The organism is Dyella ginsengisoli (assembly GCF_044904665.1).
GTDB lineage: Bacteria > Pseudomonadota > Gammaproteobacteria > Xanthomonadales > Rhodanobacteraceae > Dyella_A > Dyella_A ginsengisoli.
Genome location: NZ_JADIKM010000006.1, coordinates 279,272 through 296,594 on the forward strand (window position 1 = coordinate 279,272; position 17,323 = coordinate 296,594).

The window sequence follows — 17,323 nt, forward strand, 5'->3', positions numbered from 1 at the left end:
CCATACCGGAGCGCATGCTGCGTTGCATCGCAAGCGGGCAGACCACTCCGGTGAAGCGGTTTCAGCGCTGTTTGGCGCGCAGTAGCGCGTCGGCGAAGGCACTGTTGGCGGGCGGTGCGGCGGGCTTGGGCGCGCCGCCGCCGGGCCGCGGTCCGCGGTTGTCGCGGCGTGGTTCGGTGGCGCCGGCGGCTGGTCGGGCGCGACTCTGGCCCGGCTCGTCATCCAGCCGCATCGACAGGCCGATGCGCTGGCGCGGCAGGTCGACCTCCATCACCTTGACCTTGACGATGTCGCCGGCCTTCACCGCATCGCGCGGATCCTTGACGAAGGTGTGCGACAGCGCCGACACGTGCACCAGCCCGTCCTGGTGCACGCCGATGTCGACGAAGGCACCGAACGCGGCGACGTTGGTGACGCGGCCCTCGAGGATCATGCCGGGGCGCAGGTCCTTCACGTCCTCCACGCCCTCGGCGAAGCTCGGCGCCACGAAGCTCGGGCGCGGATCGCGGCCGGGCTTTTCGAGCTCCTTGAGGATGTCGCGCACGGTCGGCACGCCGAACTGCTCGTCGGTGAACTGCTCGGCCTTGAGGCCGCGAAGGAAGCCGGTGTCGCCGATGATGTTGCGCACCTCGCGGCCGCACTGGGCGATGATCCGCTCGACTACCGGATAGGCCTCCGGGTGCACCGCGCTGGCGTCCAGCGGGTTGTCGCCGTTGGGTACGCGCAGGAAGCCGGCGCACTGCTCGAACGCCTTGTCGCCCAGCCGCGGCACCTTCAGCAGCGCCTTGCGGTTGGGAAACGGGCCGTTCGCGTCGCGGTGCTTGACCACGTTCTCGGCGACCGACGGACTGAGGCCGGCCACGCGCGAGAGCAGGGCGGCCGAGGCGGTGTTCACGTCCACGCCGACGGCATTCACGCAGTCCTCCACACGAGCATCCAGCGCGCGCGCCAGCTTCACCTGGTTGACGTCGTGCTGGTACTGGCCCACGCCGATCGCCTTGGGTTCGATCTTCACCAGCTCGGCCAGCGGGTCCTGCAGGCGGCGGGCGATCGACACGGCGCCGCGCAGGCTCACGTCCAGGTCGGGGAATTCCTTCGCGGCAGTCTCGGAGGCCGAGTACACCGAGGCGCCGGCCTCGCTGACGACTACCTTCGACAGCTTGTGCTCGGGATGGCTCTTGGCCAGGCCCTTGATCAGCTCGCCGGCCAGCTTGTCGGTCTCGCGCGAGGCGGTGCCGTTGCCGATCGCGATCAGGTCCACGCCGTGCTTCTGGCACAGGCGGGCGAGGGCGGCCAGCGACTCGTTCCACTGCCGGCGCGGTTCGTGCGGGTAGATGGTGTCGGTCGCCAGCAGCTTGCCGGTGGCGTCGACCACGGCCACCTTGACGCCGGTGCGGATACCCGGGTCCAGGCCCATGACGGTCTTGGCGCCGGCCGGAGCAGCCAGCATCAAGTCCTTGAGGTTGTCGCCGAACACGCGGATCGCCTCGTCCTCGGCGCCTTCGCGCACGCGGCCGAACAGATCCAGCGTGAGGTGCAGATGCAGCTTCACCCGCCAGGTCAGGCGCACCGTCTCGCGCAGCCACGCGTCGGCGGCGCGGCCGCGATCGTGGATGTTGGCGTGCGCGGCCACGCGGCCCTCGCCCTCGGCATGGCCCTGCTCGGGGTCCAGCGCAGGCGACAGCTCCAGCTCGATCACGCCTTCGTTGCGCGCGCGCATCAGCGCCAGCAGGCGGTGCGAGGGGATCTTGCCGATCAGCTCGACGTGGTCGAAGTAGTCGCGGAACTTGGCGCCCTCGTTCTCCTTGCCAGCGACCACCTTGGCGCGGATCTGCCCCTTGTCCCACAGCCAGTTGCGCAGCTCGCCGACCAGGGCGGCATCCTCGGCGATGGACTCCATCAGGATCGCGCGGGCACCGTCGAGCGCGGCGCGCACGTCCGCCACGCCCTTGTCGGCGTCGATGAAATCGGCGGCGAAGCTTTCCGGATCGCGCGTGGGATCTTCACGCAGCGCCAGCGCCAGCGGCTCCAGGCCGGCTTCGCGGGCGATCTGTGCCTTGGTGCGGCGCTTGGGCTTGTAGGGCAGGTAGAGGTCTTCCAGCCGCGCCTTGGTGTCGGCGGCGAGCAGGTCGCCTTTCAGTGCGTCGGTGAGCTTGCCCTGTTCCTCGATGCTGGCCAGCACGGCGGCGCGGCGGTCTTCCAGTTCGCGCAGGTAGCGCAGGCGCTCTTCCAGCAGGCGCAGCTGGGTGTCATCCAATCCGCCGGTGACTTCCTTGCGGTAGCGCGCGATGAACGGCACGGTGGCGCCGCCGTCGAGCAGGTCCACGGCGGCGCGCACCTGTTCGGCCTTCGCGGCGATGTCCTGGGCAATGCGTTGTTCGATGCTGAGCATGGTCGAGCGTGATTTCCTGGGCTGGGGCGCAGCGCGCCGTCGAAAGCAGAACTGACCGCCGATCATAGCAAGCGGCCAGGAGCGGTCCGATGCATGCGGCAGCAAAGAAAACGCCGCGGCAGGCCGCGGCGTCGGAAGTACGTAAGGAGGCTGGTCAGGCGTCGAAGCGGCCCGGCGCGCTGCCTTCCTTCCTCGCGTCGTGTTGCTGGAATTCAGACGCGCGGCCGTTCAGCACCAGCGTGCTGGCCACCATGTCGTGCAGCGCCTGCTTGCGGCTGGTCCAGCCGGCCATCAGAAAGCCGAAGCCCAGCGTAAACACGCTGAGGAACTTCGCCGGATAACGGCCGAGCGCGCGCGGGAGGCTGATGCGCGCGCCGTGCAGGTCGGTAACCCGGATGCCGAGGGCGAGCTTGCCCAGCGTGCCCTGCCAGGCCGAGCTCTCGCAGAATGCAAAGTACATCCAGGCCACCAGGGCCACGACCAGGTTGGCGGTGCTGACCTCGGAAAGGAAATGACGGTAGGCGTCGAGCACGGCCGTGACGTTGGTGCCGGCTGCCTGCACCGCATCGGTCAGCCGGGCCTGGGCAGCGTCTGCTCCCATGGCGCCGGCGATCAGCTTGTTCGGGATGTACAACACCAGTGCATCGAGGATGTAAGCGAGCAGGCGCTTCCAGAATCCCGCGTAGTTCTCCAGCGCCACCGTGGTGGTCGGCGGCAGCGGCGCGGCGGCGATCGGCGGCGGTGTGGCCGCGGCGGGGCGCTGCACTTCCTCGGGAAAAAGCACGGACAGCGGCTGCCAGTCGGCCAGGCCGTCGTGCCAGCCCAGGTCGTCGCCGCTGGCCTCGCCGCTGCGCAGCCATTGGCGGACGTCCGCTTCCTTGTACGGGCCGTGTCGTTCGCCGTTGCGGCCGATCCAGATATCCATGCCGGGTGATCCTCGCGCGTCGATGGCAAAGCGGCATGATGCCATGACGCCCACGGCGCCATGGCATCAGGCGGCGCGGCGCTTGAGATGCACCAGCAGCAGCGAGATCGCCGCCGGCGTGACGCCGCTGATGCGCGCGGCCTGGCCCAGCGTGGCCGGCTGCACGCGCTTGAGCTTGAGCAGCACTTCGGCGGACAGGCCGCGCACTTTGTCGTAGTCGAAGCTCGCCGGGATCGCGGTGTGCTCGTGGCGGCGCGCGCGCTCGATCTCCTCGCGCTGGCGTTCGAGGTAGCCGGCGTACTTGGTCTGCACTTCCACCTGGGCGGCCACGTCCTCGTGCGCCACGGCCGGACCCAGCTCGGGCACCGCGGCCAGCCGGGCGTAATCCAGCTCCGGCCGGCGCAGCAGGTCCAGCGCGTTGGTTTCGCGGCTCACCGCGATGCCGAGGTGGCGCTCGATCGCCGCGCCCAGCGCGTTGTTCGGCGCAGCCCACAGCGCGCCCAGACGCTGCGTCTCGCGTTCGACCGCGTCGCGCTTGCTGCGCAGTGCGTCGTAGCGCTCGGTGGGCACCACGCCCAGCGCGTGGCCGGTCTCGGTGAGGCGCAGGTCGGCGTTGTCCTCGCGCAGGTGCAGACGGTATTCGGCGCGCGAGGTGAACATGCGGTACGGCTCGATGGTGCCGTTGCTGGTGAGGTCGTCGATCAGCACGCCGATGTAGGCCTCGTCGCGGCGCGGGTACCACGGCGCTTTGCCCTGGGTCGCGAGCGCGGCATTGAGCCCGGCGATCAGGCCCTGCGCGCCGGCTTCCTCGTAGCCGGTGGTGCCGTTGATCTGGCCGGCGAAATACAGGCCACCGATCGCCTTGGTCTCCAGCCAGGGATGGAGACCGCGCGGATCGAAGTAGTCGTACTCGATGGCGTAGCCGGGGCGGGTGATGTGGGCGTGCTCGAAGCCCTTGATCGAGCGCACCAGCGCCAGCTGCACGTCGAACGGCAGCGAGGTGGAGATGCCGTTGGGGTAGATCTCGAAGGTGTCCAGCCCTTCCGGCTCGATGAACACCTGGTGCGAGCCCTTCTCCGCAAAGCGCACCACCTTGTCCTCGATCGACGGGCAGTAGCGCGGCCCCACGCCTTCGATCTGGCCGCTGTACAGCGGCGAGCGGTCGAGCGCGCCGCGGATCAGCTCGTGTGTCTGCCCGGAGGTGTGAGTGATCCAGCAGCTGACCTGGCGAGGATGTTCATCGCGGCTGCCGAGGTAGGAAAACACCGGGGCCGGATCGTCGCCGGGCTGCTCCTCCAGCTCGCTGAAGTCGATGCTGCGCAGGTCGATGCGCGGCGGCGTGCCGGTCTTCAGGCGGTCGGCCGCCACGGGCAGCTCGCGCAGCTTTTGCGCCAGCGTGCTGGCCGGCGGATCACCCGCGCGGCCACCGGCGTACTGCGCCGGACCGATGTGGATCTTGCCGGCGAGGAAGGTGCCGGCGGTCAGCACCACGGCCGGCGCGTGGAAGCTCAGCCCCATCTGGGTGATCACGCCGGTGACCCGGCCGCCCTCGATGATCAGGTCGTCCACGGCCTGCTGGAACAGGTCGAGGTTGGGCTGGGTCTCGACGATCCGGCGGATCGCAGCTTTATAGAGGGAACGATCGGCCTGGCAACGGGTGGCACGCACGGCCGGGCCCTTGGAGGCATTGAGCGTGCGCCACTGGATGCCGGCGCGGTCGGCCGCGCGAGCCATGGCGCCACCCAGCGCGTCGATCTCCTTCACCAAATGGCCCTTGCCGATGCCGCCGATGGCCGGGTTGCAGCTCATCTGGCCGATCGTCTCGATGTTGTGGCTGAGCAGCAGCGTGCGTGCGCCGCTGCGCGCGGCAGCGAGCGCGGCCTCGGTGCCGGCATGGCCGCCGCCGATCACGATGACGTCGTAGGGTGTCGGGTGACGCATGGAACTGACCTGCTGGGTCCAAAAGTGGACGTGATTGGGCGATATGGTAAGTCGGCGTCAGTCGATGCGCCGGGCTCCCTGTTGCTGGCACGAATCGTGCAAAACCTCGGGCGCACTTTTCACGGGCAGACGCAGCGCAGTCGATGCGCGCCGAGACGGAACGACAGGGGTTCCGCCGCGTGCCGGGGAAAGGAAGCAATGACGGCGCCTTCGGGCGCCGTCTCCCTTTGTGGGGTCCGCAAATACAAAGCCCCGCGCCATGTGGCGCGGGGCTTTGTTTTGAGAGATCTGGCGTCCGGCGGTCTCAGGAACAGGGGGAATCCAGGATGACCGTGTTGCCGGACGCCAGAAACCGGGAAATCGAGTGTTGCTGGCGACCAAAACGTCGGTGACGTGGGCTCGATATTCGACTCGTGCGCGTGAACCCGGTGTGACTGAAATGGCCCTTTTGGCCTTATGGCGGCAGCACCTGACGCGATGCGTCAGTTCCGGTGGCGTACGCACAAAAGAGACGTGACGAGCATCACATTGTTGGCACGCCGAATGCATTCCCCCTGTCGGGACAACCGCATCAATCCGAAGGGGTACGCGTCATGGACATGAGCATCAATTTCGAACCGGTCTATCAGCAGCACGATCTGTGGATGGAGATTGGTCGCGTCGAGATGGCGATGGAGCAGCTCGAGCGCCGCGGCGAGCGCGAGCGCAGCACGCTGCGTCCGCGTCTGGAGTCGCGCCGCCACCGTCTGCTCGAACAGCTGCAGCAGCTCTCCGCCTGAGCTGACCAACCGTACCGGTCACGGTACGAGCTACCTTCGGTACGACGTGGAGCAGGCACTGCTCCGTCGCGCCGAAGGTCGGCGAGGGACGCCAGGCGTCTCCGCTTCGCGGATCGATCAGCTCTTCAGCACGCCCGCGACGATTTCCGCCAGATTCCGCGACAGCTCCGGCTTTTCAGCCAGCGCTGACAGCACCCGTCTGGCCGCGTCGCGGCGCACCGGCTCCAGCCTCTGCCAGCCATTGAAGGCGGTGGCCAGTCGCGCGGCAATCTGCGGATTGAGTGCATCGAGCGCCACCAGGCGCTCGGCCAGCAGCTGGTAGCCCGCGCCGTCGGCGCGATGGAAGCCGCTCGGGTTGCCGCTGGCGAAAGTGCCCAGCAGGGCGCGCGCGCGGTTGGGATTCTTCAGTGTGAAGGCCGGATCGCTCTCGAGCGAGCGCACGCGCTCCAGCGCTCTCTCGCCCGGCAGCTGCGCCTGCACCGCGAACCACTTGTCCAGCGCCAGCGGATTGTCCGCGTGGCGGCGACGGAAATCGGCCAAGGCGTCGGCGGCCGATGCCGCGTCGCTGCGCACCAGCACCGACAGTGCGGCCAGGCGATCGGTCATGCCCTGCGCCCGCCGGTATTGGGCGTCGGCACGAGCCTGCGCCGTGGGCGCATCGATCAGCGCGAGCAGTTCGAGCACGCGGCGCTTGAGCCGCCGCTGCGCCTTGGCCACCGCATCGAGCTGCAGCGGTCCGGCCACCTCGAGCGCGGCCAGGCGTTGCGCCAAGGCGAATGCGCCGATCGTCTCGGCCAGCTGCTTCTGCAGTTGCTGTCGCAAGGCGTGGATCTGCGCCGGATCCACCTCCTGCTCGCGCTCTGCCAGCTCCACCTCGCCCGGCGGCGTCAGCAGGTCGGCCAGCAGGGCCGGGTCCAGCGTGGGGTCCGCAAACAGCTGCGCCAGCGCGTTACACCATGCTTGCAGGGCGATCTGCCCGCCATGGCGGCAGTCGTCGAACGCCAGCGCGGCCAGCTGCTGGCCGGCCTCCCAGCGGTTGAAGCCGTCCGGATCATGGGTGAGCAGCAGGGCGAGGTCGGCCGGGGCGTAGTCGCACTCCAGGATCACCGGCGCGGAGAATCCGCGCAGCAGCGAGGGCACCGGCGAGCGCTCGATTTCGTCGAACGCGAACGTCTGTTCGTCCCGGTCGAGCACCACCACCGCCTCATGGCCGACCGTCTGGCCGTCCATGCGCAGCGCCAGCATGCGGCCATCGCGATCGAACAGCGCCAGCTTCACCGGGATCGGCAGCGGCGGCTTCTCCGGCAGGTCGGCATGGGCCTGCGCGTGCTGCGACAGCGTGAGCGTGTAGCGGCGCGCGCCGGCGTCGAAGTGTCCGCGTGCGCGCAGTCGGGGCGTGCCTGCTTGGCCGTACCAGGCGAGATAGGGCATCAGGTCCAGATCGTTGGCGTCGCCCAGCGCGGCAAGGAAATCCTCGATCGTGGCGGCGCGGCCGTCGTTGCGTTCGAAGTAGCGGTCCATGCCGCGACGGAAGCCCTCCGGTCCCAGCTTGCCGGCCAGCATGCGCACCAGTTCCGAGCCCTTCTCGTACACCGTGGCGGTGTAGAAGTTGTTGATCTCGCGGTACTCGGCCGGGCGCACCGGATGCGCCAGCGGGCCGGCATCCTCGGGGAACTGCGCGCGGCGCAGCAGGGCCACGTCCTCGATGCGCTTGAGCGCGGTCGAGTTCATGTCGGCGGAGAACTGCTGTTCGCGGAATACCGTGAGCCCTTCCTTCAGCGAGAGCTGGAACCAGTCGCGGCAGGTCACGCGGTTGCCGCTCCAGTTGTGGAAATACTCGTGGGCCACCACCGCCTCCACCGCCTTGTATTCGTCGTCGGTGGTGGTGTCCGGGTCGGCCAGCAGGTACTTCGCGTTGAAGATGTTGAGGCCCTTGTTCTCCATCGCGCCCATGTTGAAGTCGTGCGTGGCGACGACGTGGAACACGTCCAGGTCGTAGTGGCGCCCGTAGGCCTGCTCGTCCCAGCGCATGCAGCGCTCGAGCGCATCCATCGCGTAGTGGCAGCTGTCGATCACGTTGGCTTCGGACCAGATCACCAGCTTCACCGTGCGGCCTTCGCCGGTGAGGTAGTCGCGCTCGATCTTCTCAAGCCGTCCGGCGACCAGCGCGAACAGGTAGCAGGGCTTGGGATGCGGATCGACGAAGCGCGCCCAGTGGCGACCGTCCGGCAAGTCGCCCGCACCGTCCGGGTTGCCGCCGGCCAGCAGCACGGGAAAGCGCGCGCGGTCGGCCTGCAGCGTCACCGTGTAGCGGGTCAGCACGTCGGGGCGATCGGGGAAAAACGTGATGTGGCGGAAGCCTTCCGCCTCGCACTGCGTGAGCAGGAACCCGGCCTCGCGGCTGCCGGAGAGATACAAGCCTTCCAGTGCGGTGTTGGCGGCGGGGTGGGTGCGCACGCGGGTAGTCAGCACGCTGCCGTCGCTCACGCCATCCACCTCCAGCACGCCGTCGGCGTAGCGCCATGCGCCGGCGTCCAGCGGCTGCTCGTCCAGCGCGATCGCCAGCAGCTCCAGCCCCTCGCCGTCCAGCCGTAGCGGCCTGCTGGCGTCGCCGCGCAGATGCAGGCGGGCGGTGACCTCGGTGGTGTCGATGCCGAGCTCGAAGCTCAGCTCGATCGATTCCACGCGCCACGCGGGCGGGGCGTAGTCGCGCAGGCGGATCGGAGCGGTGGCGTGGTCGTGACGGTCGGACATGGGAGAGCGGATCGGGTGGGGCCGATCAGGCTAACATGGCCGGCCTTGTGGCCAGGTTCACGTCGATGCCGTCCTTCGAGGTTGCCCGCGACGCGCTGGGAGCGAACGCACTGATCGTGCTGCATGACGCCGCGCGGGGTCGCCGTGTGCGGATCGCCCACCGTGGCGCCACTGTGCTGTCGATCGAGGTGCGCCACCGCGGCCGCGCGATCGATCTGGCCGACGGCTACCGCGACGCCGCCGAACTCGACGCGCGAGCCAGCTCGCGCTTCGCGGTGATGGTGCCGTTCGCCAACCGCATCGCCGATGCGCGCTACCGTTTCGATGGCACCGACCACGACCTGCAGCCCGGCGTGCCGGAAACCGAGCGCGCGGCCCGCCATGGGTTCGTGCGCGGCGTCGATTTCGATCTGCAGGCGCTCAGCGCAGACGACGACGGCGCGGAAGCGACGTTCACCACCGCGATCCCGGCGAACGCGCACCCCGGCTATCCGTTCGCGATCGCGCTGGCGATCCGCTATCGGCTCGACGCGCGCGGGCTCACCCTCGAGGCCACCATGCGCAACGTCGGCGATGACGCCGCGCCGTGCTTCTTCGGCTGGCATCCGTATTTCCGCCTCGGCGACACGCCGCTGGCCTCGTGGGAACTGCAGGTGCCCGCGCGGACCGTGATCGCCGCCGGCGCGGACTACATTCCGCTGGCCGGCGCGGCAGCGCATGTTCCGATCGAGCGCGCGCCTCCGCTCGATTTCCGCACGCCACGCGCGGTGGGCGCGCTGGAGCTCAACCACGCCTTCGCCGACCTCGCGTCCGACGCCGACGGCCTGCTGCGCAGCCACCTGCGTGACCCTTCCAGCGGCCTGGGTCTGGCGCTGTGGCAGGAGCGCGGCGTGATGCTGGCATTCACCGCCGACACGGTGAGTCGCGACGTGCGCGGCTCGCTGGCGCTGGAGCCCATGGAAAGCTGGGCCGACGCTTTCAACCGGGCCGATTGCGCCGACGCGATCCGCCTTGCCCCCGGCGCCGAGCGCCGCTTCCGCTGCGGCGTGGAGTTCGAAATCGCATGAATCAGCACGCGCTTCCCACCATCGAAACCATCCGCGACGCCGCCGCGCGCATCGCCTCGCATGCCGTGGTCACGCCGGTGCTGCGCAGCGATGCGCTCGACGCGTTGGCCGGCGCCCAGCTGCACTTCAAGTGCGAGAACTTCCAGCGTGGCGGGGCCTTCAAGTTCCGCGGCGCCTGCAACGCGGTGTGGTCGCTGGATGACGCCGACGCCCGCCTCGGCGTGGTCACCCACTCGTCCGGCAACCACGGCAGCGCGCTGGCGCTGGCGGCCGCCACGCGCGGCATCGCCGCCCACGTGGTGGTGCCCGAGGGCGCGGTGCAGGCCAAGCTCGACCTGATCGCGCGCGCCGGCGCGGTGCTGCATCGCTGTGCACCGAACCAGGCCGCGCGCGAGGCGATGGCCGAACACGTGCAGCGCGACACCGGCGCCGTGCTGGTGCATCCGTATGCCGACGCGCGGGTGATGGCCGGGCAGGGCACGATCGCGCTGGAGCTGCTCGCGCAGGTGCCCACGCTGGATGCGCTGGTCACGCCGGTGGGCGGTGGCGGACTGGCCGCCGGCGTGGCGATCGCCGCGCACGCGCTGCGCCCGGGCCTGCCGTTGTTTGCCGCGGAGCCGGCCGGTGCCGACGATGCCGCGCGTTCGCTGGCCGCCGGTCACCGCATCGAGAGCGTTGCTCCCGATACCGTCTGTGACGGCCTGCGCGCGCTGGTCGGCGAGCCGAACCTGCACGCGTTGCGCGAGCACGCGGTGGAGGTGATCACGGTCACCGACGCGGAAACCATCGCCGCGATGCGGCTGATCTGGGGCGAGCTCAAGATCATCGCAGAGGTCTCCTGCGCCACCGTGCTGGCCGCGGTGCTGAAGGCGCCAGAACGCTTCGCCGGTCGCCACGTCGGCCTGGTGCTCACTGGCGGCAATGTGGATCTCGACGCGCTGCCCTGGGGCACGACGCCGCACCCCTGATCCGTGCCGGCGGCCGCAGGCCGCATCAAAAAACGGTTTTCGTCAGGTCGCCACGCATCGCACGCGTTCGATGCCGCGTTCGCGTGCATCCGCCACCGGCGCCCGCGCGTAGACGCTCGTGCCTCGCGTTGCCGTCACGGGACTGACGCCGCCACGGCAAGCCCATGTCCCGACACGCGAACCGCCGGTTCGCCAGCGGCGTTCGGGCGTCATTCCTCCGCTCCTTTGAAAAGGTCACGCAACGGCCATGCACCACTACAACTATCTGCTCGTGCTTCTTTCCTACATCGTCGCGGCACTCGGCTCGTTCACCGCGCTGCGGCTGATCGGCGGTCTCGCCCACGCGCGCGCTGGCCGCGAGCGCACGCTCACCATCCTCACCGCCAGCGTGGTGATGGGGCTGGGCGGCATCTGGGCGATGCACTTCATCGCGATGCTGGCCTGCCACATGCCCGGGCCGGTGACCTACGATATTCCGCTCACCGCGCTGTCGGCCGCGGTGGCCGTGCTCGCCTGTCTGGTGGGCTTGACGCTGGCCTCGCGCGAGCATCATTCGGCGATGACCCTGGTCACCTCCGGCAGCTACATGGGCATCGGCGTGGCCGCCATGCACTACCTGGGCATGTACGCCATGCGTCTGCCGGCCGCGGTGGGCTACGACGGCGGTACGGCCGCGCTGTCGGTGGTGGTGGCCATCGTGGCGTCGATCGCCGCGCTGTGGATCGCGTTCGACCAGCGAGGCCCGGTGAAGACCATCGTCGGTGCGCTGGTGATGGGCCTGGCCGTGTGCGGCATGCACTACACCGGCATGGCGGCGGCGGACTTCGAGCCCAACCAGATGGTCGTGCGCGCCGGTGGCCTCGGCGGCGAGTACCTCGGCCTGGTGGTGTTTGCGGCGGTGGGAGCGCTGCTGCTGGTGGTACTGATCGGCGTGGTCAGCCGCCAGCGTCGGTTCGCGTTCGACGGCTGAGATCGCGGATCATCAGGCCGTATCAATGCCGTGCGCCGCATGCTTACGCATCGGCGCGCGGCATCGGCTCAGTCGCTGATCGTCTCGCTTTGCAGGGACGCTGCGTGCTGGCCCGGCGGCGCGTCGTGATCGACCGGCACCGGCCGGTAGCCCGGGCCGAACGACACCTCGCCCGGCTTCCAGCCATCGAGCGTGCGCACCGCGCCCCAGAAGCGCTTGAACGCCGCCCAGTGCAGGCCGACCAGGCCGTGCTCGTTGTCCGCATCCACCACCGGATCGCCCACGCCGGTGGGACGGATCGGCTCGCCGTACAGCGCGGTGCCGAACAGCACGTCCCAGATCGAGAACACCTGGCCGTAATTGCAGTTGTGCAGGCCCGGCCGGGTGGGGTCGACCCGCATGTGGTGCAGGCGATGGAAGGTGGGGTCGACGAACAGCCGTCCAAACACCGGCCCGAAGTGCAGTCGCGTGTTGGTGTGCGAGAAGTTCTGCACCAGCTCGCCCAGCAGCATCAGCCAGGCGAAATCGGTGGGCGCCACGCCGATCGCCAGGCCCACCACGGCCAGGATCATCGACTGGATGAAGCCGTCCACCAGGCTGCCGCGGTCGTTGGTCCAGCAGCTCATCTGGCGCGTGCTGTGGTGCATCGAGTGCAGCGCCCACCACCACGGCAGTGCGTGCTGCACGCGGTGCATGGTGTAGTACACCAGGTCGTAGATCACGTAGTAGACGAGGAACAGCGCCAGCGGATGCTGGCCCAGCACGGGGAACCAGTGCGTGATGCCGAGGATCGAGTCGCGGCTGGAGGTGTCCGTGCCGCTGGACACGCCACCGAAGTAGTTGGCGAACGGCGTCAGCACCAGGTAGGAAAACAGCGGGAAGATTCCCAGCAGCATCCACAGCGTGTATTGGCGATCGACCCGGGTGAGCTTGCGGTCGCTCCAGCGTTCGGCCGGCCAGAAGGTCTCCAGCGGGCGGAACAGGCAGGCGATGATCGCCACCTGCACCACCGCGATCATCAGCGATTCGGCGATCTCGCGCGGGTCGCCGGCAAGCCGGTCGATGTGCAGCCACTGCAGCAGCGGCAGCACGCCGTGCCGGGAAAAGGCATCGACCAGGGCGGTCCAGGCGTGCACGAGGGAAGGCATCGAAACGGCACCGGCGGAAATCAGTCCACCCGTTAGCTTCGCCGCTGCGTCTTTCCGGCGGGTTTCTCCGGAACCGTCGATCCGGCGTGACGCATCGATGCAAAGGGCGAGCCTGTCGGCTCGCCGTTCGTCCCCGGGTCGTTCCCAGGGGCAGGTTCTCGCCGTGGCTTTTGACGGGGTTGCAGGCCGGGCGGATCGCTTCAGCGCCGCCGCAGGCGCAGGCCGCTCACCGCCAGCAGCCCCAGCAGCACGAACACGATGCCCACGCCCTCCATCGGCGACGGCTGCTCGCGGGTGATCGCCCAGGCCAGCAGCACCGCCAGCACCGGCACGCCGAGGCTGGACAGGCTGGCCACCGCAGTCGGCAGCCGCTGCAGCACGATCAGCCACAGCCACCACGCCAGGCTGGAGGCGAACAGCACGCTGTAGACCAGCGCGCCGACTAGCGCGTGGTTCCACACCATCGGCTTCTGCGGCACCGCCAGCGCGACCACGCCCAGCGCCAGCCCACCGCACAGCATCTGCCACGCGGTGAGGTTGAGCGGCGCCACCGCATGGCGCTGGAACAGTCGCTTGCTCAGCACCGTGCCGGCCGCCCACGCCGCGCCGCCGGCGATCGCCAGCGCGGTGCTGAGCGGGCTGCCCAGCCCGCGCCACGGATCCAGGATGAATACGAGGCCGATCGCCGCCAGCGCCGTGCCCGTCCACTGTCGGCGCGTGGGCCTGTCGGCCAGCAGCGGCCACGCCAGCAGCACCGCCCAGAACGGCATGGTGTAGGCCAGCAGCGCCACATGGCCGGCGCCGCCGTCGACCAGCGCCCACTGCTCCAGTCCCTGGAAGGCGGCGGTCTGGCACAGGCCGATCAGCGCGGTGGCGGCCAGCGGCGGTGGCGCGATGCGCTGGCGCGTGGCGGCCAGCGCCAGGAACAGCACGCCCGCGCCCAGCAGGTAGCGCAGCGCGGCGAAGTCGAACGGACCGGCATAGGCCAGCGCCTGCTTCATCACCACCCAGCTGTACGCCCATAGCACCAGCGTGGCGAGTAGGGCGGCGATGGCGCCGCGGCGGGAGGAGTCGTTCGACATGAGCGTGATGGCCGTGGGTAATGCGCCAGTCTAGCCAGGCCGGGGCGGCGCGCTTGCGCTAGATTGCAGCTCCGCTGTCACCGGAGTTTTCCATGCAACGCTGCCGCTGGGCCGGTCAGGACCCGCTGATGTGCGCCTATCACGATCACGAGTGGGGCACGCCGCTGCACGACGACCGCGCGCTGTTCGAGTTCCTCTGCCTGGAGGGCGCGCAGGCGGGGCTGTCGTGGCGTACCGTGCTGGCCAAGCGCGAGCGCTACCGCGAGGTGTTCCACGGCTTCGCCATCGACCGCGTGGCGGCGATGAGCGACGCCGAACTCGACGCGCTCATGCTCGATCCCGGCATCATCCGCAATCGCCTCAAGATCACGTCCGCCCGCGACAACGCGCGCGCTGCGCAGGCGGTGATCGCCGAGCACGGCAGCCTGGATGCCTGGCTGTGGTCGTTCGTCGACGGCACACCGATCCGCAACGCCTGGCGCAGTCCGGCGCAGGTGCCGGCCACCACCGCGCACTCCGACCGCATGAGCAAGACGCTGAAGAAGCGCGGCTTCCGCTTCGTCGGCAGCACCATCTGCTACGCCTTCATGCAGGCCACCGGCATGGTCGACGACCACACGGTCGACTGCTTCCGCCACGGCGTGCGCTGAATCGGCGGGCTGTGGCACGATCCCGCGCTCGCCACGTCAGACATGGATGCTCGCATGCTCGGCTCATCATCGCTGGTCGGCTCGTCACTTTCCCTACGCCCTGCCGCGCCGGCCGACGAGGCGTTCCTGGCCCGGCTGCATCGATCCACCCGCCCCGACCTGGAGCAGCTGCCGCTGCCGCCACCGCTGCTCGACGCGCTGATGGCACAGCAATACCAGGCATTGATCCAGGGCGCCGGCCATGCCTACGCCGGCGCGATGCACTGCGTGATCGAGCGGGCGGGCGAGCGTGCCGGTGCGCTCATCGTGGACATCGGGGCGAACGAAGTGCGGCTGGTGTATCTGGCCCTGCTGCCGGTGCTGCGCTGTCAGGGCTACGGCGCCGAGATCCTGCGCGGACTGCAGCAGGCCGCCGCGCAGGCGCGGGCGCCGCTGGTGGCTACCGTGTGGCACACCAATCCGCGCGCCCGCTCGCTGTACCTGCGGATGGGATTTGTGGTGGATGCGGCGGAGCCGGGTGTCGAGCGGCTGGTGTGGTACCCCGAGGCGCGCCCGATGGTGATGCTGCCCTGAACCGGCCGGCTCAGCCGAACACCATCTGGAAGCAGGGCGTGTGCGGGTCGGCGGTCCATGGGGTCACGCGCTGGATGCGGATGCCTTCGACCCAGCCCAGCTCCGGCAGCTCCATCGCGCAGGGGCCATCCAGCAGCGGTGTCGGATCGATGCCGACCAGATCCACCCGGAACGGCGTGCGCGCACCCTCCGGAGCCCCGGGTCGCTGGGCGAGCGGCTGCGCGTCGACGCGCTCGACGCATACGGTGAGCGACTGGCCATCCTCCAGTCGCAGTTCACGGCGTTGCCCCACCAGCGGATGGAAGTGGCTTTCGGCGATGCGGTCGAGCATGTAGCGGATTCCTGCGAGCCGGGGCGACACCGCGGCGTCGCCCCGGAGAGATCAGTTGCGCGAGGGGAAGATGCCGAACAGGGCGATGCTGAAGTTGATCGCCAGGAACGGATTCATGACGCCCACCGGCTGGCTGCCGCCGGCCACGCCCACGTCAACTTGCGTCGAGACGCCGGCCATCGCCACCGGCGTGTTCAACGCGTTCGACCAGATGGTTGCCGACCCCGTGCCAGCACCACTGGCGCCAAGGTAGTTGTTGGTGTCGCTCGGCGCGTTGGCCGGCGCGGTGGGTACACCGCAAACCTGCGCTTGCGTGCTGGCCGTGGCCGTATGCGAATGCACCGGCATGTTGCCGGTGGTCAACGTCACGTTCTCGGTGCCACTCACCTCGCCGATGGTGCGCGGGGTGAGCCCGGCGCCGTTGCCCATGCCGATCGGCATGCGGCCCTGCAGATCCGGCAGCTGGAAGGTGGTCTGCCCGTTGCCGCCGTAGTAGGTGCCGAGCAGTGAGAACAGCGCCGAGTTCTGCGAGATAGCCATGGTCTGGCCTGCGCACAGCGCCCAGTTCTTGGGCGGAAAATTGAACCCGAACGGCAGGATGGTTCCGATGAAGACTTCCATTGCGTGACTCCCCTATTCCCTTGCAAAGGCCGTGGCGGCCGTAATGGACGCGAAGCTCCGCGCGTGGCCGCGTGATGGCGGCCGCGGCGGGGCGGTCCGGATGGCTGCCGGGCGTTGGTCGACACCCCTGAGGCGCGCGGCAGCGGCGGCATGTTTAGCTCACCGTCGTGCAAAAGGGAACTGCCGTCAGCGGGAGGTCGGCCTGTCCTTTCCGGCAGTAGACGCCGCGTGGGCCGGTGCTACCATCGCGGCGATCAAGGGGCTGTGCGCAGGCGCACGATCGGGGCAGGGGCGTGGCAGGGAAGATCCACTTCATTTCGGGATTGCCGAGGTCGGGCTCCACCCTGCTGGCCGCCTTGCTGCGCCAGAACCCCCGCTTCCAGGCCGGCATGACCAGTCCCGTGGGCAGCCTGTTTACCGGCATGCTCAACCAGCTCGGTGCCGGCAGCGAGTTCGGTCCGGTGGTCGATCGCCAGACGCGCCGCCGCCTGCTGCGCGGCCTGTTCGACAGCTACTACGCCGGTGACGACGACCGCGAGGTGGTGTTCGACACCAACCGCCTGTGGAGTGCGCGGCTGCCGGCCATCGTCGACCTGTTTCCCGATGCCAAGGTCATCGCCTGCGTGCGCAACGTCGCCTGGGTGATGGACAGCATCGAGCGGCTGTATCGCGCCAATCCGTTCGAGCAGACCAAGCTGTTCGTCGATGACAGTGAGCGCAACACCGTCTACAGCCGCGTCGACACGCTGGCCCAGCGCAACCGGCTGGTCGGCTTCGCCTGGGCCGCGTTGAAAGAGGCCTACTACGGCGAGCAGGCCGGCTCGCTGCTGCTGGTGGACTACGACTTGCTCGCGCAGGCGCCCGAGCGCGTGCTGCGGCTGGTCTACGACTTTCTCGGCGAGCCGTGGTTCGCCCACGATTTCGAGCACATCGCCTACGACGCGCCCGCGTTCGACGAGGCGCTGGGCATCAGCGGCCTGCATCGGGTGCGCCCGCGCGTGGCGATCGAGCCGCGCCGCACCGTGCTGCCGCCGGACCTGTTCGAGCAGTACAGCAAGTTGTCGTTCTGGCAGGACGGGCAGGGCAGTGCCGCGCACGTGATCCGCAACAAGACCGATTGAA

General features: G+C 69.3%; 15 protein-coding genes. 7 read left to right on the forward strand and 8 right to left on the reverse strand.

From position 1 onward, the window contains the following. Positions 1 to 61: 61 nt before the first annotated feature. The 3 genes from ISP17_RS18575 to mnmG form a co-directional block, all read right to left on the reverse strand. Positions 62 to 2,392 (reverse strand): Tex family protein, encoded by a 2,331-nt coding sequence (locus ISP17_RS18575; protein WP_404635866.1) that lies wholly within the window; start codon positions 2,390 to 2,392, stop codon positions 62 to 64. Positions 2,393 to 2,546: 154 nt separating this feature from the next. Continuing rightward, positions 2,547 to 3,317 (reverse strand): RDD family protein, encoded by a 771-nt coding sequence (locus tag ISP17_RS18580; RefSeq protein ID WP_404635868.1) that lies wholly within the window; start codon positions 3,315 to 3,317, stop codon positions 2,547 to 2,549. Between the two features lie 66 nt (positions 3,318 to 3,383). Further along, positions 3,384 to 5,258: a tRNA uridine-5-carboxymethylaminomethyl(34) synthesis enzyme MnmG gene (gene mnmG / locus ISP17_RS18585; RefSeq protein ID WP_404635870.1), complete on the reverse strand. Its 1,875-nt coding sequence runs from the start codon at positions 5,256 to 5,258 to the stop codon at positions 3,384 to 3,386. Positions 5,259 to 5,851: 593 nt separating this feature from the next. On the opposite strand from mnmG, the gene ISP17_RS18590 reads away from it, so the two are divergent. After that, positions 5,852 to 6,037, forward strand: a complete 186-nt coding sequence (locus ISP17_RS18590) for a hypothetical protein (RefSeq protein WP_404635872.1) — start codon at positions 5,852 to 5,854, stop codon at positions 6,035 to 6,037. 117 nt (positions 6,038 to 6,154) lie between these two features. On the opposite strand, the gene pepN is transcribed toward ISP17_RS18590, so the two are convergent. After that, positions 6,155 to 8,791, reverse strand: a complete 2,637-nt coding sequence (gene pepN, locus ISP17_RS18595; RefSeq protein ID WP_404635874.1) for an aminopeptidase N — start codon at positions 8,789 to 8,791, stop codon at positions 6,155 to 6,157. Positions 8,792 to 8,856: 65 nt separating this feature from the next. Between pepN and ISP17_RS18600 the strand changes: the two genes are divergently transcribed. The 3 genes from ISP17_RS18600 to ISP17_RS18610 all read left to right on the forward strand — a co-directional run bounded on the left by ISP17_RS18600 (position 8,857) and on the right by ISP17_RS18610 (position 11,796). After that, on the forward strand, positions 8,857 to 9,858 hold the full coding sequence (locus tag ISP17_RS18600; protein WP_404635876.1) for an aldose 1-epimerase: 1,002 nt from the start codon (positions 8,857 to 8,859) through the stop codon (positions 9,856 to 9,858). Next, positions 9,855 to 10,826: a pyridoxal-phosphate dependent enzyme gene (locus tag ISP17_RS18605; RefSeq protein ID WP_404635878.1), complete on the forward strand. Its 972-nt coding sequence runs from the start codon at positions 9,855 to 9,857 to the stop codon at positions 10,824 to 10,826. The genes ISP17_RS18600 and ISP17_RS18605 overlap by 4 nt, the downstream gene beginning before the upstream one ends. A 247-nt stretch (positions 10,827 to 11,073) precedes the next feature. Next, positions 11,074 to 11,796, forward strand: coding sequence for an MHYT domain-containing protein (locus ISP17_RS18610; protein WP_404635880.1), 723 nt, complete (start codon positions 11,074 to 11,076; stop codon positions 11,794 to 11,796). A 68-nt stretch (positions 11,797 to 11,864) separates the two neighbouring features. Here ISP17_RS18610 and ISP17_RS18615 read toward each other — a convergent pair whose 3' ends face one another. Beyond that, on the reverse strand, positions 11,865 to 12,944 hold the full coding sequence (locus ISP17_RS18615) for a sterol desaturase family protein (protein ID WP_404635882.1): 1,080 nt from the start codon (positions 12,942 to 12,944) through the stop codon (positions 11,865 to 11,867). 200 nt (positions 12,945 to 13,144) lie between these two features. Further along, positions 13,145 to 14,026 carry a DMT family transporter gene (locus ISP17_RS18620; RefSeq protein ID WP_404635884.1) on the reverse strand — a complete coding sequence of 294 codons (882 nt, stop codon included), beginning with the start codon at positions 14,024 to 14,026 and terminating at the stop codon, positions 13,145 to 13,147. A 92-nt stretch (positions 14,027 to 14,118) separates the two neighbouring features. Between ISP17_RS18620 and ISP17_RS18625 the strand changes: the two genes are divergently transcribed. Next, positions 14,119 to 14,676, forward strand: a complete 558-nt coding sequence (locus ISP17_RS18625; RefSeq protein WP_404635886.1) for a DNA-3-methyladenine glycosylase I — start codon at positions 14,119 to 14,121, stop codon at positions 14,674 to 14,676. A gap of 54 nt (positions 14,677 to 14,730) precedes the next feature. Beyond that, positions 14,731 to 15,249, forward strand: coding sequence for a GNAT family N-acetyltransferase (locus tag ISP17_RS18630; protein WP_404635888.1), 519 nt, complete (start codon positions 14,731 to 14,733; stop codon positions 15,247 to 15,249). A gap of 10 nt (positions 15,250 to 15,259) precedes the next feature. Here the strand turns inward: ISP17_RS18630 and ISP17_RS18635 are convergent, their stop codons facing one another. Beyond that, entirely contained in the window at positions 15,260 to 15,580 is a 321-nt protein-coding gene (locus ISP17_RS18635; protein WP_404635890.1) for a DUF6916 family protein, read from the reverse strand. Between the two features lie 51 nt (positions 15,581 to 15,631). Continuing rightward, complete coding sequence (locus tag ISP17_RS18640; RefSeq protein WP_404635892.1) at positions 15,632 to 16,201, reverse strand: phage tail protein; 570 nt, start codon at positions 16,199 to 16,201, stop codon at positions 15,632 to 15,634. Between the two features lie 293 nt (positions 16,202 to 16,494). On the opposite strand from ISP17_RS18640, the gene ISP17_RS18645 reads away from it, so the two are divergent. After that, a complete protein-coding gene (locus ISP17_RS18645; RefSeq protein WP_404635894.1) occupies positions 16,495 to 17,322 on the forward strand; it encodes a sulfotransferase family protein in 828 nt (275 codons plus the stop codon). Position 17,323: the final 1 nt, after the last annotated feature.

Bases quoted from the DNA above. Each gene is read 5' to 3' on its own strand.
- ISP17_RS18575 (WP_404635866.1), bottom strand. From the start codon at position 2,392: ATGCTCAGCATCGAACAACGCATTGCCCAGGACATCGCCGCGAAGGCC.
- ISP17_RS18580 (WP_404635868.1), bottom strand. From the start codon at position 3,317: ATGGATATCTGGATCGGCCGCAACGGCGAACGACACGGCCCGTACAAG.
- mnmG (WP_404635870.1), bottom strand. From the start codon at position 5,258: ATGCGTCACCCGACACCCTACGACGTCATCGTGATCGGCGGCGGCCAT.
- ISP17_RS18590 (WP_404635872.1), top strand. From the start codon at position 5,852: ATGGACATGAGCATCAATTTCGAACCGGTCTATCAGCAGCACGATCTG.
- pepN (WP_404635874.1), bottom strand. From the start codon at position 8,791: ATGTCCGACCGTCACGACCACGCCACCGCTCCGATCCGCCTGCGCGAC.
- ISP17_RS18600 (WP_404635876.1), top strand. From the start codon at position 8,857: ATGCCGTCCTTCGAGGTTGCCCGCGACGCGCTGGGAGCGAACGCACTG.
- ISP17_RS18605 (WP_404635878.1), top strand. From the start codon at position 9,855: ATGAATCAGCACGCGCTTCCCACCATCGAAACCATCCGCGACGCCGCC.
- ISP17_RS18610 (WP_404635880.1), top strand. From the start codon at position 11,074: ATGCACCACTACAACTATCTGCTCGTGCTTCTTTCCTACATCGTCGCG.
- ISP17_RS18615 (WP_404635882.1), bottom strand. From the start codon at position 12,944: ATGCCTTCCCTCGTGCACGCCTGGACCGCCCTGGTCGATGCCTTTTCC.
- ISP17_RS18620 (WP_404635884.1), bottom strand. From the start codon at position 14,026: ATGTCGAACGACTCCTCCCGCCGCGGCGCCATCGCCGCCCTACTCGCC.
- ISP17_RS18625 (WP_404635886.1), top strand. From the start codon at position 14,119: ATGCAACGCTGCCGCTGGGCCGGTCAGGACCCGCTGATGTGCGCCTAT.
- ISP17_RS18630 (WP_404635888.1), top strand. From the start codon at position 14,731: ATGCTCGGCTCATCATCGCTGGTCGGCTCGTCACTTTCCCTACGCCCT.
- ISP17_RS18635 (WP_404635890.1), bottom strand. From the start codon at position 15,580: ATGCTCGACCGCATCGCCGAAAGCCACTTCCATCCGCTGGTGGGGCAA.
- ISP17_RS18640 (WP_404635892.1), bottom strand. From the start codon at position 16,201: ATGGAAGTCTTCATCGGAACCATCCTGCCGTTCGGGTTCAATTTTCCG.